The organism is Sterolibacterium denitrificans (assembly GCF_900174485.1).
Lineage (GTDB): Bacteria > Pseudomonadota > Gammaproteobacteria > Burkholderiales > Rhodocyclaceae > Sterolibacterium > Sterolibacterium denitrificans.
On sequence record NZ_LT837803.1, the window covers coordinates 799,731 to 815,938 of the forward strand.

Annotated in this window: 15 protein-coding genes; 14 read left to right on the forward strand and 1 reads right to left on the reverse strand. The window is 53.5% G+C overall.

What is annotated here, in order from left to right; genetic code table 11:
- Positions 1 to 24: 24 nt before the first annotated feature.
- The 12 genes from SDENCHOL_RS03605 (at position 25) to SDENCHOL_RS03660 (ending at position 13,206) form a co-directional block, all read left to right on the forward strand.
- Positions 25 to 753 (forward strand): aspartate/glutamate racemase family protein, encoded by a 729-nt coding sequence (locus SDENCHOL_RS03605; RefSeq protein WP_083522905.1) that lies wholly within the window; start codon positions 25 to 27, stop codon positions 751 to 753.
- A 67-nt stretch (positions 754 to 820) separates the two neighbouring features.
- Entirely contained in the window at positions 821 to 1,582 is a 762-nt protein-coding gene (locus tag SDENCHOL_RS03610) for a class I SAM-dependent methyltransferase (RefSeq protein WP_160329888.1), read from the forward strand.
- Positions 1,583 to 3,040 (forward strand): lipopolysaccharide biosynthesis protein, encoded by a 1,458-nt coding sequence (locus SDENCHOL_RS03615; RefSeq protein ID WP_154716101.1) that lies wholly within the window; start codon positions 1,583 to 1,585, stop codon positions 3,038 to 3,040.
- Between the two features lie 167 nt (positions 3,041 to 3,207).
- Positions 3,208 to 4,395 (forward strand): hypothetical protein, encoded by a 1,188-nt coding sequence (locus tag SDENCHOL_RS03620; protein ID WP_153011297.1) that lies wholly within the window; start codon positions 3,208 to 3,210, stop codon positions 4,393 to 4,395.
- Between the two features lie 17 nt (positions 4,396 to 4,412).
- The gene (locus SDENCHOL_RS03625; RefSeq protein WP_067171102.1) at positions 4,413 to 5,507 is read left to right on the forward strand and encodes a glycosyltransferase family 4 protein; all 1,095 of its coding nucleotides are present in this window, start codon (positions 4,413 to 4,415) and stop codon (positions 5,505 to 5,507) included.
- Complete coding sequence (locus tag SDENCHOL_RS03630; RefSeq protein WP_197706834.1) at positions 5,504 to 6,037, forward strand: acyltransferase; 534 nt, start codon at positions 5,504 to 5,506, stop codon at positions 6,035 to 6,037. The genes SDENCHOL_RS03625 and SDENCHOL_RS03630 overlap by 4 nt, the downstream gene beginning before the upstream one ends.
- The gene (locus tag SDENCHOL_RS03635) at positions 6,034 to 7,140 is read left to right on the forward strand and encodes a hypothetical protein (protein ID WP_153011296.1); all 1,107 of its coding nucleotides are present in this window, start codon (positions 6,034 to 6,036) and stop codon (positions 7,138 to 7,140) included. The genes SDENCHOL_RS03630 and SDENCHOL_RS03635 overlap by 4 nt, the downstream gene beginning before the upstream one ends.
- Positions 7,140 to 9,014, forward strand: coding sequence for an asparagine synthase (glutamine-hydrolyzing) (asnB, locus tag SDENCHOL_RS03640; protein ID WP_067171098.1), 1,875 nt, complete (start codon positions 7,140 to 7,142; stop codon positions 9,012 to 9,014). Before SDENCHOL_RS03635 ends, asnB begins: the two co-directional genes overlap by 1 nt.
- Positions 9,001 to 9,744 (forward strand): WecB/TagA/CpsF family glycosyltransferase, encoded by a 744-nt coding sequence (locus tag SDENCHOL_RS03645; protein WP_067171095.1) that lies wholly within the window; start codon positions 9,001 to 9,003, stop codon positions 9,742 to 9,744. Before asnB ends, SDENCHOL_RS03645 begins: the two co-directional genes overlap by 14 nt.
- Positions 9,745 to 9,914: 170 nt before the next feature.
- Positions 9,915 to 10,262: a VanZ family protein gene (locus SDENCHOL_RS03650; protein ID WP_197706835.1), complete on the forward strand. Its 348-nt coding sequence runs from the start codon at positions 9,915 to 9,917 to the stop codon at positions 10,260 to 10,262.
- Between the two features lie 81 nt (positions 10,263 to 10,343).
- Complete coding sequence (locus SDENCHOL_RS03655; protein ID WP_067171093.1) at positions 10,344 to 11,786, forward strand: undecaprenyl-phosphate glucose phosphotransferase; 1,443 nt, start codon at positions 10,344 to 10,346, stop codon at positions 11,784 to 11,786.
- 160 nt (positions 11,787 to 11,946) lie between these two features.
- A complete protein-coding gene (locus SDENCHOL_RS03660) occupies positions 11,947 to 13,206 on the forward strand; it encodes a hypothetical protein (protein WP_067171090.1) in 1,260 nt (419 codons plus the stop codon).
- Between the two features lie 128 nt (positions 13,207 to 13,334).
- On the opposite strand, the gene SDENCHOL_RS14295 is transcribed toward SDENCHOL_RS03660, so the two are convergent.
- A complete protein-coding gene (locus tag SDENCHOL_RS14295) occupies positions 13,335 to 13,724 on the reverse strand; it encodes a hypothetical protein (protein WP_197706836.1) in 390 nt (129 codons plus the stop codon).
- 245 nt (positions 13,725 to 13,969) lie between these two features.
- Between SDENCHOL_RS14295 and SDENCHOL_RS03670 the strand changes: the two genes are divergently transcribed.
- Together SDENCHOL_RS03670 and SDENCHOL_RS03675 are read left to right on the forward strand one after the other, a co-directional pair.
- Positions 13,970 to 14,518, forward strand: coding sequence for a hypothetical protein (locus tag SDENCHOL_RS03670; protein WP_067171084.1), 549 nt, complete (start codon positions 13,970 to 13,972; stop codon positions 14,516 to 14,518).
- An 81-nt stretch (positions 14,519 to 14,599) separates the two neighbouring features.
- Positions 14,600 to 16,204, forward strand: a complete 1,605-nt coding sequence (locus SDENCHOL_RS03675) for an O-antigen ligase family protein (protein WP_083522901.1) — start codon at positions 14,600 to 14,602, stop codon at positions 16,202 to 16,204.
- The last annotated feature ends 4 nt before the right edge of the window (positions 16,205 to 16,208 follow it).

The window sequence follows — 16,208 nt, forward strand, 5'->3', positions numbered from 1 at the left end:
GTATTGTTTGAAAGGAAGGTATAAATGCCAAAAATAGACCCCATCAATTCTGTACAAACTTGGTCACAAAACGAAAAAACTCTAGGTATAGTAGGAATGTCACCGTTTGCGGTACTTAATTTTCTTAATACCTTTTACAGTCTGATCCCGGCTACAAAAGAATGGCAGTATCCTAGGGTGCTACTAGACATAAATACCAAAATACCAAGTAGAGGTAGGTATTTTGAACTAAATGAAGAGGAGCCTTCTTCATATATAGCTCAAACAATAAAAGAACTGGCTTCAAATGGAGCTGACTGTATTCTTATCCCTTGCAATACAGTGCATATCATCCAAGATAAGTGGAGTGAGGCAAGTCCTGTACCAATTATTAGCATAGTTGATGCTGTTGTAAGCGAAGCAAAGAGACTAGGCGGTAAGATTACAGCCCTTGGAACGATTACGACTACTAGTAGAAGGCTTTATTCTAGTTTGCTAGAAAAAGGTGGCGTTAAAGTCGTAGATATAGAGTTAAAAGAGCAGCAGCTAATAACCTCTATAATTGAGAGTATAAAAAAAAATGGCGGTACTAAGGAGTTAGAAGGGGGATTAATATGTTTTTTAAATGATTTAGAAAGAAAGGGTGTGACAAGTATAATACTGGGTTGTACCGAGCTTTCGCACATTAAAAGCTTTATAGAAAAACAAGGGTTCACTGTAATAGATTCAAATGAAGCTTTGGCAAAAGATGCTATAAAATATATTATGTGCTAAACTCCCGGAAAGGCTTTTACTTTGATAACTGCAGATTTAAATAATGGCTATTGATAGGAAAGTGGGTATGGCTAGAATTTACACGCCTGAAGGTGACAAAGAGACTCCTGTAATAGATCAGGACAGAATTAAACATTTTTTTCTTGAGAGGGCGGATAAGTTAAAAAGAGGAGATGTCTCGTATAAGCAAGCAATTATATATCAAGATAAAAGTGGCGATTTGGCAGAAGAACGGGATTTTGTGGAAAAGTCATTACTTTTACCAAAATTAAAGCTTACACAAGATGACAGGCTTCTAGATGTTGGTTGTGGTACTGGTCGTTGGGCAGAGGCTGTAGCTGATAGTGTAGGTCACTACCATGGTGCCGATTTAGTGGAAGAATTACTTGAAGAGGCCAAGAATAGAATTCCTTCAGAACGTGCAAGGTTCAGCTGTCTGCCATGTACGGATATTTCATTTTCAAATTTAAATGAAACCCTGCCATTTGGCAAAATAATTATCTTTGGGGTTTTTATGTACCTCAATGATGTGGATATACCTAAGGCACTTGGGGGTATATCTGCTGTCGCAGATAAAAGTTGTACCCTTTTGCTTCGAGAGCCTATTGGAGTTGAAAGCCGTTTAACCATAAAGGAGCATTTTTCTGGGGATATGGATCAATTCTACAGTGCAATCTATCGCACAGAGGGTGAGCTGATTTCAGTGTGCATGGATGTCCTTGGTCCTGCTGGGTTTAGACTGGAAGAGTCCGCTGATGTATTTGCTAATGCTGCTCATAATAATCGTATTGAAACAAAGCAAAAGTACTTCCTTTTCAAGCGCAATTAAATGTCTCTTAAATTCAAGGCTGTCAGCGCTTTGAGCTGGAGTCTGGCCGATAAGCTCATCAACCAGTTGGGCTATTTGGCGGTTACGGTGTATCTGGCCCGCCTCATCGGGCCAGAGAGTTTCGGCCTGATTGGCATGCTTGCCATCTTCACGCTGTTGGCCGATAGTGTCGTAAGCAATGGCTTTAGTAATGCCTTGGTTCAGCGCAGCCAGCAATTGACAGAGGATGATGCATGCACGGTGTTCTGGGTCAACCTGGGTTGGGGTACGCTCATATATGCAGTGCTATTTGTAGCTGCGCCATGGATTGCTCAGTTTTATCGCCAGCCTGAGTTGATCGGTGTCGCACGTGTGCTGTTCTTAGTAATTATCATTAATGCCTTTAGTGTAGTGGCACGGGCTAAACTAACAATCGCAGTAGATTTCAAGAGCCAGGCTATTGCCAATACCAGCGCTACTGTGCTCAGCAGCGCTTTGGCAGCGTTGCTCGCGCAGCGTGGGTATGGCTACTGGGCACTGATCTGGCTGATGGTGAGCAAGGCGGTGATAGCATCTCTTGGGGTGTGGTGGTTTTGCCGTTGGCTACCTCGGTGGCGGTTGTCTCGTGCATCCTTTACAACTCTATTTGGTTTTGGCTCCAAGCTGATGTTGGCAGGCTCTATTACTACCGTCGTTGATAATCTCTACGCACCTTTGATAGGCTATTTTTACAATGTATCACAAGTAGGGTTCTTTACTCAGGCAGCCAATCTCAGTAACTATTTGTCTGGCTTTATTTCTTCAAGCCTGCAAGGGGTTTCTTATCCGATAATGACCTCAATCAAGGATGAGCATGAGCGGCTGGTCAGCATTTTCAAACAAATGATCTCTGTGTCCATGCTGGTTTGCCTGCCTCTCCTGAGTGGTTTTGCCGCCGTCGCAAATGATGTTGTCCTTCTACTTCTGGGAGATGCCTGGAGGCCAACTATTCCCATACTGATTGCACTATCCATTGCTCGTACCGTAACGCCTGTAAGCTCCATCAATGCAAATATGGTCAACGTCGTGGGACGATCAGATCTCTTCCTAAAGGTAAGCTTGTCCAAGATACCAATTGCAATTACTGCACTTTTTCTAGCTTTGCCTTATGGTGTCGAGGGGCTCGCCTGGGCTATGGTCTGTAGTTCGTTCATCGCCTTTTTCATCAATGCTTGGTATCCGGGAAAGATATTTGGATTTGGAGGTATCGCGCAGCTGGGTGTCGCGCGCCCATACATCGCTGCGTCCGCTATCATGTTTACTGTCGTATATTTTTTGCCATGGGGCACAAGTTTTGTGGGTCTGGCTGGAAAAATCATATTCGGGACGTTCGTGTATGTGGCCATGGTGTGGGTAATGGGAGACAAGTTTGTGCGGCAGTTGATGCAGTGGGTACCACTAGGAATCAAGGCTCTTCGAGCTTTTGTGTTGTCAAGGTAGTAAGAATAGATGGCAGTATTATTTTTATTTAAGTAAAGGATGGGCTTTGGCTGGCCTGCCTTTATTTCCTCAATATCCTTTATAGGTAAAAATGTGCCTATATTGATATGTTTGTTGCCAGAACTCCCAGCCAACTTATCTAAGATCAAGTACTTGGTAATAGCTAGATGATTATTAGAAAAAAACAGATTAGTAGCCTGGTTTTATGTATTTCGATGCTTTTATTTTTTATAAGTGAGTCCTTTTTATCAATTGGGGATGATATTGCTTTTCAGCTGAAACTACTAGCAACAGTAGCAATTATTTTCACCATATTCCTGGGCCGCTACTTTGATAGGTGGCTATTCTTGGTTCCACTAATTCTTTTATTTCTTTTTGTTAATTATTTTAGAGGTGCGGTAGCTGCTGCAGCTGCAGAAGAACTGTTGAGGTACTTGTTACCCATGCTGATACTGCTGACGCTATACGCCAATAGAAAGTCTATTGACATTTTGGCAAAGGCCTTCATTTGGATAGTGCTTTCTAATGATCTTTATCAGGCCTATGCATACTTTGCCTATTTTAATGGTTTGCCTGTCCTGATACCTATTAGATTTGAAGCTGGATATATTATTAGGGCAGAAGGCTGGGTAGGCTTCTTCTCTCTTTTTGGTTTTATGAATTTCTGTGCTTTGATGATTGTTAGGTACACGGGTCTATATGAGGAGAAGAACAAGAATCTGTTAAGCGCTGTATTCATGGTTTTTTCATTACTCTCGGCCTCATTTAAGCTAGCTTTTGCATATATGGCACTTGTGGTATTTAATGCCAAGAATAAAACGATACCAATATGGGGGGCTATTCTTTTATTATCTATTACTGTATTTGCTCACTCTCAGAAGGATCTGGCTGAAACCTTTCTTGCAGTCGTAGATAGCAAGATTGCATTTTATATTACAGAGCGGAACTCAGCCAGAGCTGAATCATATCGGGTAATGCTTGAATCGTTGGCACAACCAAACTTTACCGGTGAGGGATTGGGGATGTTTGGTGGCCCAGCGTCAACTAAATACGGCTCCCCTTTGTATTCAAAGTACAACTTTGACTGGCACAACACAATCAATCTAACCACAACGGATACATTTTATCCTCACCTGTTTGTAGAGTTAGGTTTGCTAGGCGGTATAATTTACCTGCTTTTTTTGTTTCGTTATGGCCAGAGCAAAAGAACTACACCTTGGATGATTATTTCTATTGCATTACTGGCTGATACCTTTTTCTCTTTTTCAATATTATCTGTTCCTTATTTTCTTTCGGCAGTAATTTGTATGCTTCTGTTCTCACGAGAAAAAACCGATGAGAAACCATCAAGATAACTAGACTATAGTTTTAGATGACGCCTGTTAAACATATTGTTCTGATCGTCCTCGGTACTGACCCCACACAAAAGGCTGGTGGTATTGCTTTTGCTATCCCAGGGCATCTGGCGGCTTATCGGGTGCTCGGTATCGAGCCCGTATTTATTGCGACACATTCTTCCACCGACTTTCTCGGCAAGTGGTTACCTTGGCTCCAGGCCATACCGGTATTGCTGAGGCAACTGCTATCGGCCCAAAAAGCGGCGCGCCGTTCCATCGTCATCTGCCACGTCGGCGGTGGGGCGCTGTCCATGCTGCGCAAATTCGTGCTGGCCTGTCTGGCGAGACTGTCAGGCGGGCAGGTAATCATGCAACTGCACGGACTAGAGGTAGATAATTACCTGGCTTCCGGCTTCGGCCGGCGCATATTCGCAGCGTTGCTGGCGCCGGCAGGCGCGGTTGCGGTCTTGACGCTTTGGTGGCAGTCATGTCTGCAGGGAGCCGGGATTGCCAAGCCTGTATACGTTATTCCCAATCCCCTGCCTGCTGCCTGGGAGGAGCGGGCAACGCGGCCGCGGGCTTGCCACGAGAGTTCGGGGCTCATAAGCATTTTGACCGTAACTCGGCTGGTGCGAGGCAAAGGCGTCGATGATCTGATTGAGGCCATGGCGTTGTTGCCTGAAAACTATAGCCTTGTAATCGCAGGTACCGGAGCGCAGCAGGCGGACTTGGAGAATCGGGTCAAGGCATTGGGTTTGCAACAACGCGTGCACTTTTATGGGTGGGTGTCGGGTGTGGAAAAGCAGGCGTTATTCGATCAGGCCGATATTTTCTGTTTGCCTAGCCGCTATGATTCTTTCGGCATGGGTTATCTGGAAGCGATGGCCAATGGATTGCCAGTTATAGCGTATGACTGGGGACCGATTGCTGATGTTGTAGCCGATAACCGTTGTGGTTATTTGGCTGCGGAGTACACGCCTGCGGCTCTGGCCGAATCCATCAAGCGTATGGAGTCTGCCAACTGTCGAAAAATATTGGGTGAAGCAGCCAGGCTCTGGGTGCTGGACAAATTCGCTGTGTCCCGTGTTGCGCAAAATGTAAAGCGACTTCTGGAGTCTCTGTCTCAATGAAGCGAACCGTCCGTCTTTTCTGCTTGTTGGCCTACCGCTTGGTGGCTATGCATCTTCCCCACAGTTTTTGGCCGGGAGGTGTCTTGTTCAGCACCTTAAGGCGTTATTTTCTGATTGGAATGGGATGTCGGGTTGGCCAGGAGTGTGAACTTGAGCCAGGTATCGATGTCGGTTTTAGGCCAGACCTCTCCATAGGCAATCACTGTCAGATCAATCAGAATACTTCAATTAAATCTGCTCGCATTGGCAATGATGTAATGATCGCACCAGGAGTGGTACTGCTTGATAGGCAGCATAATTTTTCCCGGATTGACATACCGATGACGCAGCAGGGCGCATCCCTGCGTCAGCTTACAGTAATCGGAGATGATGTCTGGCTCGGACAAAATGTCATTGTAATGCCGGGGATTACTATTGGATCGGGAGTGATTGTTGGTGCAGGTTCAGTCGTCACCAGGGATCTGCCTGATTGGAGTGTTGCGGTAGGTGTTCCAGCTAAGGTTATACGTTATCGTAAGGACGCTAAATGAAGTTTTATGATCCCTATGACATCTGGTCAGTGCCTGCCTTAGGTGAATTAAAGAGCAAATGGACGCGTGGACAAAAAGGATCGGCGTTGCTGATCCCATTGATAGGACTTTTGGAGGTTCTGGTTCCCAACCTTTTGCGAAAAGGTCTGAGAGTACAGCCGCATACATTTGCCCATGTTGAGGCCATGCGATATCAGCTTGGTGATCTTTCACCAAGTGAAGCACTACAGGTATTCAGGGTGTCCAGAGTTTGTGGTAGTGCTTGGGGCTTGCCATTTTCCTGGTTTTCAAAGAATGGGGTCTATTCAGCCAATACTCCATACATAACCAATACGCCTTACGTAATGGAAGCCCTGATTTCAATAGCAGGCCAGCCTGAGTACCAAGCTGAGTCGGAACAGCTCTTTGAGCAGACTTGGAGGTTTCTTGAGAGTTTGGAGGTGATGTATTCAACTCATTCGGAACTGGCGCTTTCCTACGCTCCTATCCATGAGCCAAGAAAGGTAAATAATGCGAATAGTTACGCTGCATTTGCCTATGCCTTGCACGCTGAGCATGGAAATGATAAGAACAAAAATATTGCAAGTGCGCGCGCTGGGCGTTTGGTTGCTTGGTTGATAGCCCAACAGCAAGTAGATGGGAGCTGGTTCTATTACGCTGATAATGAGGGTGGGAATTTTATTGATTGTTTTCACTCCTGTTTTGTAATTAAGAACCTCATAAAAGTAAAAAAGCTATTACCCGGATTGGCTGAGAGTATTCAGCCTACAGTTGACAAGGGATGGTCCTATATTCACGACTATTTATATGACTCTCAATATGGTTTGTGCCGGCGCTTCAGTCAGCGTTCCCATCATGATCCATTTCGTTGGGATCTATATGATCAAGCGGAGTACCTGGGGCTTTTGGTCGATTTCTCACTTTATGATGAAGCTCAGCAATTTATTCAGAGGGTGGAGGATAGGTTCTTCAAGAATGGGCATTGGTACTGTCGAATAGATATTCTTGGTCGTCGCTGGGGCAAGAATTTTCTTCGTTGGGGTATCGCTCCATATCTTTATCACAAGCATCGCCTGAAACAGCTTCATACAGGAGCGAATTGATGTGTGGCGTACTGGGGGCCGTTGATCTCCCAATCGACGAGGCGGCATTGTTATTGTTACGGCACCGCGGGCCTGATGGGCAGGGTTTTGAGGCGATACGCTGTGCTGGCCGAACTGTATGGCTGGCGCACGCGCGCTTGTCGATCCTTGATCTTTCCCCTGCGGGCCATCAGCCCATGCAAAGCCGGGACGGCCGCTGGTGGATGGTCTTTAATGGGGAAATTTACAACCACCGGGAACTGCGCAAGGAGTTGACTGGCCCGTTTCGCGGCCACTCGGATACAGAAACCCTGGTCGAGCTGATTGCCGTTCAAGGGGTGGAGTCAGTTCTTCCACGATTGAACGGCATGTTTGCCTTTGCCGCCCTGGACACCTTGACGGGCAAGCTGCATCTGGCCCGTGATCCCTTTGGTATCAAGCCGCTGTATTTTTTCAACAGTGATCAGAAGTTGGTATTTGCTTCGGAAGTGCGGGCAATCAAGGCAGCCCTGCAAGCAGGTGGCTTACCGGCCCTTGGTCTGGATCACTCGGCCTTGCAGCAATTTCTGACGCTCAGGTACACACCATCTCCTCTGACTCTTTGGCAAGGTGTACAGCGGTTGGCGCCGGGGCATGTGCTCAGTGTTAACTTGGCTACGGCTGCTAGTAGTCAGCGTTGCTTTGCCCCGGCAACCAATGAGCGTTTCAGTGGCACTCTGGAAGATGCAATAGCAGCCTACCAAGGCAAGCTCGCTCAGGCGGTCGAACGACAACTGCTGTCCGATGTGCCGGTTGGCATCCTGCTTTCAGGGGGTATCGACTCGGCACTGGTTGCTGCAATGGCCAAGGATGCCGGCGTGGAGGTTCCCTGCTTTACGGTCGGATTTGGTGGTGGGCACTGGGAGTGCGAGATTGAGAATGCCATCTATACCGCAAGCGTTCTGGGGTTCCCGCTCAACAAAGTGCTTATTTCGCCGGAACAGTTGAAGTCGGTTTTACCGTCGATTGTTCGCAGTATCGAGGAGCCTTTGGGAACAACGTCCGTGATGCCCATGTGGGAACTGGTCAAGCGTGCACGGGAAGATGTAACTGTGGTGCTGACTGGCCAGGGTACCGATGAGCCTTGGGGTGGCTATTACCGTTATCAGGTTGAACTACTGCGCAACATTATGGGCATGCCTGCGCTATGGCGAGTTGCCGGGGCGATGCTTTCGCCATGGAAAGGCAAGCCGGAGGCGCTGGAAAGAGGGCTTCGATCGCTCTCGGAGGCACAACCCGCCGAGCAGATGATTGAGGCCGCCTGTTTGTTTACTGCCGCAGAGCGGGAGTCGCTAACGGGGTTGCCCGGCGATGGCGGGGCTAGCGGGCAGTTGCAGCAATGGTTGCAGTGGCTGTCTCCTACCCTCGCACTGAGCGGCGCTGAACGTATGATGCGCATGGATACGCGCATGAATCTGGCCGATGATCTGTTGTTGTATGCAGACAAGATTTCCATGGCTTCCTCTTTGGAAATGCGAGTGCCAATGCTGGATATCGAACTGGTGCAATTCGTTGAATCCTTGCCTATTGAGTACCGTCTGCGTTGGGGCAAGGGAAAGATTGTCCATAAGGCCATGGCTGAGCGCTACCTGCCGGCAGATATTGTTCACCGCCCCAAAAAAGGCTTTCAAGTACCTTTCGGTGCTTGGTCGCGTAATGAATGGCGAGGATGGCTGGAGCCGCTTCTGCTGGATGGCTTAAATGGTCTGTTGCATAGAGAGGGCGTCGAACGTATTTGGCGACAACATCTTGTTTGTAAGCCGGATCGTAGCCGGCAGATTTTTGCCTTGATGATGCTTGCGCTTTGGTACCAAGAGTACTTCTTTGGCTCAGGAGAGGCTGATGCAAAGGATTGATGTCCTTGGCTGCCCCATGGACGTGGCCAGTATGGACGAAACCGTCGATCTGATTGATTCAGCACTGGCCGGGGGCCGCTTTACCCAGCATGTGGTGGTCAATGTTGCCAAGCTGGTGAACATGCGCAAGGACCTGGAACTGGATGCCTCGGTGCGCGAGTGTGACATCATCAATATCGACGGCATGGGGGTCGTATTGGGCGCCCGCCTGTTGGGCCATGATGTGCCGGAGCGGGTGACTGGCGTGGATTTGTTCCATGCCTTGCTGGCCATGAGCGCACGCCGCGGCTATTCGGTGTTTTTGCTCGGAGCCAGGGATGAGGTTGTTGCTGAAACTGCTCGTCGTGTGCAACAGCGTTACTCTGGCCTGCAGCTTGCCGGTTATCACCATGGCTATTTCTGGAATGACGAGCAGGCCATGGTGGAACGCATTCGCGCCTCCGGTGCGCAGTTGCTGTTCGTCGCCATGACCTCACCGAAAAAGGAAAACTTCATCAACCGTTGGCGTGATCAGTTGGGCGTGACTTTTGTGATGGGTGTCGGCGGTACCTTTGATGTGGTCGCCGGCAAGGTCAAGCGCGCGCCGCTCTGGATGCAGCGCTGGGGGCTGGAGTGGCTGTACCGCGTGATTCAGGAGCCAGGCCGGATGTGGAAGCGCTACTTGGTCACCAACAGCAAATTCGCCTGGCTGTTGCTCAAGGAGAAAATCAGGCAACTGCGTGGGCGCTGATTGCCGCGTCGACTGCGCTCCTCGCGATGACGAGGGTTTGAATGGCGGGTTGCAGGCGGCTGAAACGCCGCTTGTACTCTGCGACTTTGCGCAGGGTGACGGCTATGGCTTTGTCTGGCGTGTTAACATTCGCCGCTTAAGCATTGTCGGCAATTTTCAGGATGTTCGTTATGTTTGTATGGCTATTCCGGCTGTTGGTGGTCGGCATCGTCGTTGCGTTGTTTGTCGGCGGTGCGCAGCCGGAGGCGGTGGGGTTGGTGCCCGCGCCTTGGGACAAGCTGGCGCATGTGGGGTGTTTTTTCGTGCTGACCTTGTTGTTGGGACAAGGTTTTTCCTGGCCGCTGGCGGTCGTGGCGCTGGCGGCGGCAGGGGTGGGCGCGATGGATGAGTGGCATCAGTTGGCGTTGCCGGGGCGTTCAGCGAGTGTGACGGATTGGGCGGCGGATTTGCTGGGCGTGAGTCTGGGGTTGTGGACGCTGTGGTGGTTGCGCCGGCGCGGTTTTGCGGTGGCGGGGTGATGCTGGGAAAGCCATTGCAAATGCGCTTCAGCCATCCCATCGGCCAGAGGGCCGGCTTCCTGCAGAAACAAGAAAGTTGATATGGGGTTTCGCGGGGTGCTCAAGGAGCATGCGTCGGTACTGGATGTGCTGCTGCGCATCGGTGATGCGTTGCTGGCCGGGGTGACGGGCTGGCTGGCGCTGCTCATTTATCTGCATGCGGATCCGATGGAGCTCGATGGCTATGATCTGGGTCTGGTGCGCGGGATGTTGCTGGTGCTGGTGGTGTTTCCGCTGTTCGATGTTTACCGTGCCCGTCGCGGCAGTCCGCTGCACAAGGAGCTGTGGGCGGTGTCGCTGGCCTGGTGTGCGGTGTTGACGACGCTGACGTTGATCATGTTTTTGACCAAGCGCGGCGGCGATTTTTCGCGCGGCTGGTTTTTGATCTGGTCGGTGCTGGGATGGCTGACTTTCATACTGGAGCGCGGTGCGTTGCGCTGGTTGCTGCAGGCTTTGCGGCGGCGCGGCTATAACCTGCGGCGGATTGTCATCGTGCACAGCAACCGGCTGGGGGTGGAGGTGGCGCGTGGCCTCGAGGCGGCTCCCTGGACGGGTTTGAAGGTGGCGGCGCTGTTTTGCACGGCGGATGCGGCGAGCTGTCGTGCGGATGAGGAGAAAGCAGATGGCGGGGCGCTGTCCCGGTCGGTGGCGCGTTTCGATGGGCTGACGACGCTGGCGGATTATGTGCGGCGGGAGCCCGTCGATCAGGTGTGGATCGTGCTGCCGCTGAAGGAGGAGGAAACGATCCGCGTGGTGTTGCATGAGTTGCGCCATTCGCCGGTGCCGCTGCGCTATGTGCCGGATATTTCCGGTTTGCGCCTGCTGAATCAGTCGCTCGGCGAGGTGGCGGGTTTCCCCGTGGTGAATCTGGCGAGTACGCCGATGGATGGCGTGAATGGCTTGCTCAAGACCATCGAGGATCGGCTGCTGTCGGCGCTGATCCTGTTGTTGATCAGTCCGTTGCTGCTGCTGATTGCCCTCGGCGTGAAGCTGAGTTCGCCTGGGCCGGTGCTGTTCCGCCAGCAGCGGCTGGGCCTGGGCGGCGAAGAGATCACGGTGCTGAAGTTCCGCAGCATGAAGTTGCACGAGGATGCGCCGGGACAGGTGACGCAGGCGACGAAAAACGATGCGCGGGTGACGCCGTTCGGTGCTTTTCTGCGCCGCACCAGCCTGGATGAATTGCCGCAGTTCTTCAATGTGCTGTGCGGGGAAATGTCCATCGTTGGTCCGCGGCCGCATGCGTTGGCGCACAACGAGCAGTACAAGGAACTGGTGGATCGCTACATGCTGCGCCATCTGATGAAGCCGGGCATCACCGGCTGGGCGCAGATCAACGGTTTTCGCGGCGAAACGGATACGCTGGAGAAGATGGAAAAACGGATCGAGCATGACCTGTACTACATCGAAAACTGGTCGCTGTGGCTGGACCTGAAAATCATCGCCCTGACCATCGTGCGCGGCTTCAGGGATGGGAATGCGTATTGACGCATTCGACGCATTGAACTGGACAGGCGCGGCGAGGCTGTGCTCCTCCGCCGTGGTGTTGCGGGTTTGGATAAAATCCATCGCTTTCGTGGCTGTGTCGCCATTTGTCATGGGCACTTGCCGTTTGTTTTGGAACCGGGTGATTGTCGAGTGATCGAGCATGATGCATGAGGAACGGCGTTTGCCGGTGTGGCTGGCCGGGGTGCTGATGTTTGCCGTGGTCGGCTTGCTGGCCTGGCGGGTGCTGGCGGTCAATGTGGCGGAATATTTTGCCCGGGAGCCGGGGCGTGAAGCGGCGGCCCTGCAGTGGCAGTCGCAGCATCCGCGCGCCCTGTTTCTGCAGGGGATGGCAAGCGCCAAGGCCGGGGCGGCAACGGAAACGACGCTGGAACAGATGCGCGAGGCGCTGCGGGCGAATCCGGCCAGTGGCCGCAGTTATGTGGTGCTGGGCCGTTTGCAGGAAGCGGCGGGAAATCTCCCGGCGGCGCAGGCGGCAATGGAGTCGGCGGCGCTGATGTCGCCACGGCGGACCGATGTGCAGATGGAAGTGGCGTCCTTCTGGATGCGCCGCGGCGATGTGGCGCGCGCGCTGCAGCACTGGGATATCGCGCTGGCCTTCAATGGCGAGGTGCGCAAGACCTTGTTTCCGGGCCTGCTGCAGTTGGCGGAAAATCCGGCGACGCAGCCGGCATTCGCGCCGCTGCTGAAGAAACAGTTGGCGTGGTGGCCGGCGTTTTTTGCTTTTGCCGCCGACCAGGCCAAGCAGGTCGAGACGGTGCATGCGTTGTTCGCACTGCAGCAGAAAGGGCCGAACACGATTACCGAGGCGGCGTTGCGTACCTTCGTCGGTCGTCTGCAGCGCGAGGGGCTGTGGACCGATGCGTACTTCGTCTGGCTAAATAATCTGCCGGGGGATCAGGTCAATTCGGTGGGCAATCTGTTCAACGGCGGTTTTGAGTATCCGCTGAGCAATCTGGGCTTCGACTGGATCGCCAATAAAGTGCCGCAGGTGCAGGTGGAGACGGCGGCGACTTTCGGCAGCACCGGCAGCCGCGCGCTGCATGTGAGCTTTCAGGGTTCGAAGCTGAAATATCGTCATTTGTACCAACATCTGCTGCTGCCCGCCGGGCGCTATACCTTGCGCGGCCGGGTGCGGCCGGAAAGCCTGGAAACCAGCCAGGGTTTGCAGTGGGCAATTTCGTGCCAGGGTGATGCGCAGGCACAGGCACTGGGAACCAGCGAACGCTTTCTTGGCAGTGATCAGTGGCGCTATTTTTCCACGCAGTTCGAGGTGCCCGAGGAGAACTGCGCAGCGCAGACCCTGCGCCTCGAACTCGTCGGGCGCGCGGCGCTGGATCTCGAAGCCCGCGGCGGGATCTGGTTCGATGATCTGGTGATCGAACGGCAAAAACTGGATTGATCGTTGCGGTCATTGCCTTCGCTACCCCCGAATCCCCGGCATGACGGGGCAAGAGGCGGACAGGCTGGGTCAGGGCGTGAAAAAGGGAGGCTGCGGCCTCCCTGATTTCGAGCAGGCTCGAAGCGGAATTACTGGGGCGTGGCAGCAGGCTCACCTGCCGTTTCAGCCTTCTTTTCGGCCTTTTTCTTGCTGTGGTGCTTTTTGGCCTTGGGGGCTGCGGCAGCCGGCGCGGCCGCTTCAGCAGCAGGAGCGGCGGCCGGTGCAGTGGCGGTGGCTGCGGGGGCGGTGGCTTTCGGGGTGTCGGCGGCAAATGCAGCCGTGGCGGCAGTGGCGGCGAAAGCGGTCGCAAGCAGGGTGGTCAGCAGTTTCATTTTCATGCCTTTCGGAGAGTGATCAATGATGGGAGATGGGTGATGGTGCATCGGCAACCACGTCTGTGAAGCAGAAAGTGCCGGGGTGCCAGTGTTGATAACGCTGGATTTTTTATCCAGTTGACGGTGGCCGAGAAATTTTTTCACTGGCTTGTTCCGGCACCAAGGATGGCGCCTTGCCGGTGGCTTGCGTCGCTATGCGCTGTGCAACAAATTGCGATTCAATGCCTCGATGGTTCATCGTGACGTGATTCACGGCGGTTGTCGGAGAATTTCCGAAGTTTGGGTTGACTTGAAACCGGGTGGCAGTAGAATCGCCCCACGTGCCTCTTGCCGGAGGTGTCAGTATTTGCAGTGTGGTTACACGACATAAACAAAAAAGGAATGGCCCAATGAAAAAGACCCTCATCACTACTTCCATCGTTGCCGGCATCTTTGCTGCAGGTATGGTTGGTGCGCAGGCAGCCGGTCAGGCTCAGATCGCCACCTTGTCGGATGTGAATGGCAAGGTGCTGGTCAATAAGGGCAACGGTTATGTATCGGCCAAGTCCGGTACTTCGCTGGGCGAGGGTGACCGGGTGATTTCCCTCAATGGCGCGACGGCTTCCGTGGTTTATCAGGATGGCTGCGTGACCCAGATGCCGGAAAACAGCCTGCTGGCTTTCGACAAGTTCACCGCCTGCGGCAAGGAGCCGTTCAAGGTCGCCTCGGCCAAGCAGCCGGTGCAGTACGCCCAGGCCATCGGCGGCACGATGAACGATGGCAGCCCGGCGGGTGCCGGCGCGACGACCGATCGCGAGGTTCTTTCCGGCGAGACCTTTGCGACCGATCTGCCTGTCACCAATGGTATTTGGGGTTTGGTGGGCTTTGGTGTCGCTGCCGGTGCGGCGGGTGCCTATACTTCCCATAACAGCAATGACACGCCCGTCAGCCCGATGTAATTGTCGGGGTGGTCATGGTGGTTTTTTACCCACAAGTTGATTGATTGCTGTCGTTGTCAGGCTGAAGGCCGTCCACGCGTGATGACTATTCCCCGCCCCGCTTCGCAAGAAGCGGGGTTTGCTTTTCATGGTGCGCCGCTTTTGGCGGTGGTGCTGGTTTTTGCCCCCCTGATCCAGGCGGGCAACCGGCCCATTCCCCTGCTGATTCTCGAGTTGCTGGCGCTGGCCTTGCTGGTGCAGGTGCTCAGCCAGCCTCGGCCGGATTTTCTCCGCCATCTTTCCCGCACCATGCTGGCGGCACTGGCGGCCTTGCTGCTCATGCCGCTGCTGCATCTGCTGCCGTTGCCCGAAGCCGTATGGACGGCGCTGCCGGGCCGTGATTTTTATGCCGGCGCGCTGGCCTCGGCCGATATCGAGCTGGGCATGCGGCCACTCTCGCTGATTCCGCAGATGACGGAGTTTTCCTGGCTGGCGCTGCTGGTGCCGGTGGTGGTGTTCGTGGTGACGGCGGGCCTGCCCGACGCCCGGCTAAAGATGTTGGTGCAGCTTTTCATCGGTATCGCGGTGTTCGAGGCCGTCATCGGACTGGCGCAGTTCGGTACGGGGTCTGCCACCATATTGGGCGCGCAGGGCGGGCTGCATGGCAACAGCGCGATTGGTACCTATGCCAATCGCGATCATCTGGCCGGTCTGCTGGAGATGGCCTTGCCATTGGCCCTGGCGCTGCTGGCGGCGAGTCTTCAAGGCGGCGGGTCGTCCGGCAGTCCCAAGGTGCGTCATCATCACCGTCCGCAGTTGCGCCAGCGTCTGGCGATGCTGTTTTCCCATGAATTCAGGTTCAATCACGCGGCCTTGCTGGGCGCGGCCAGCATCGCCATCCTGCTCGGCCTGGTGTTCACGCGTTCGCGTACCGGCGTGGCGCTGGGCATGCTGGCGATTTTTCTCAGTACCCTGATGTTTGCCCGGCGTATCGGCGGCGGCCGGTCGACCGGGCTGATTTCGTTGATCACGGTCGTTGGCATGATGCTGGCGCTGGAAATCGGCTTGGTTCCCGTGCTGGAGCGCTTCACCGATCAGAGCGTGGCAGAGGATTCGCGCTGGTCGATCTATGCCGGCACGCTGGCCGGCATCGGTGAATTCTTTCCGCTGGGCAGCGGCATCGGTACCTTCCCCGGAGTGTATCGCCGCTTTCAGACCGAAGACATTCCGATGTTCGTCAATCACGCGCACAACGATTATCTGGAATGGCTGTTTGAAGGCGGCCTGGTGGCCGGTGCGCTGATTGCGGTGTTTTTGGCGCTCTACCTCCTGCGCTGGCGCCAGGTGTGGAGCAGCGAAGCCTGGTCGCACCTGCGCTTCGTCCAGGTGGCGGCAGGCATCAGCCTGTTGCTGATGGGGTTGCATGGGCTGATCGATTTCAACCTGCACATTCCGGCCAACGCAATTTTCTTTGCTTTTCTTGCCGGTGTGTTTTTTCACCGTGAAGCGCCTCCGCCGGTACGCAAGCCGAAGCCCGCGCCGATAGCGGCGCAGCCTCACTCTCCCAGTTCCGCAGCCCCCCAGTCCCGAGTGGATGCCGCAGGCGTGCAGGGAACGCCGACGGCAGCGCAAGCGGAACCGGAATTGCCGGTTTCTTCCCCGGCAGCGGCAGCGCAGGCGCCCCAGCACAATCCATTCATGGATTGAGGCG

Excerpts from the sequence above, each read along its gene's own strand:
- SDENCHOL_RS03645 (WP_067171095.1), top strand. The coding sequence starts at position 9,001 with ATGCAAAGGATTGATGTCCTTGGCTGCCCCATGGACGTGGCCAGTATG.
- SDENCHOL_RS03620 (WP_153011297.1), top strand. The coding sequence starts at position 3,208 with ATGATTATTAGAAAAAAACAGATTAGTAGCCTGGTTTTATGTATTTCG.
- SDENCHOL_RS03625 (WP_067171102.1), top strand. The coding sequence starts at position 4,413 with ATGACGCCTGTTAAACATATTGTTCTGATCGTCCTCGGTACTGACCCC.
- SDENCHOL_RS03660 (WP_067171090.1), top strand. The coding sequence starts at position 11,947 with ATGATGCATGAGGAACGGCGTTTGCCGGTGTGGCTGGCCGGGGTGCTG.
- SDENCHOL_RS03675 (WP_083522901.1), top strand. The coding sequence starts at position 14,600 with ATGACTATTCCCCGCCCCGCTTCGCAAGAAGCGGGGTTTGCTTTTCAT.
- SDENCHOL_RS03630 (WP_197706834.1), top strand. The coding sequence starts at position 5,504 with ATGAAGCGAACCGTCCGTCTTTTCTGCTTGTTGGCCTACCGCTTGGTG.
- SDENCHOL_RS03615 (WP_154716101.1), top strand. The coding sequence starts at position 1,583 with ATGTCTCTTAAATTCAAGGCTGTCAGCGCTTTGAGCTGGAGTCTGGCC.
- SDENCHOL_RS03670 (WP_067171084.1), top strand. The coding sequence starts at position 13,970 with ATGAAAAAGACCCTCATCACTACTTCCATCGTTGCCGGCATCTTTGCT.
- SDENCHOL_RS03655 (WP_067171093.1), top strand. The coding sequence starts at position 10,344 with ATGGGGTTTCGCGGGGTGCTCAAGGAGCATGCGTCGGTACTGGATGTG.
- SDENCHOL_RS03635 (WP_153011296.1), top strand. The coding sequence starts at position 6,034 with ATGAAGTTTTATGATCCCTATGACATCTGGTCAGTGCCTGCCTTAGGT.
- SDENCHOL_RS03610 (WP_160329888.1), top strand. The coding sequence starts at position 821 with ATGGCTAGAATTTACACGCCTGAAGGTGACAAAGAGACTCCTGTAATA.
- SDENCHOL_RS03605 (WP_083522905.1), top strand. The coding sequence starts at position 25 with ATGCCAAAAATAGACCCCATCAATTCTGTACAAACTTGGTCACAAAAC.
- SDENCHOL_RS03650 (WP_197706835.1), top strand. The coding sequence starts at position 9,915 with ATGTTTGTATGGCTATTCCGGCTGTTGGTGGTCGGCATCGTCGTTGCG.
- asnB (WP_067171098.1), top strand. The coding sequence starts at position 7,140 with ATGTGTGGCGTACTGGGGGCCGTTGATCTCCCAATCGACGAGGCGGCA.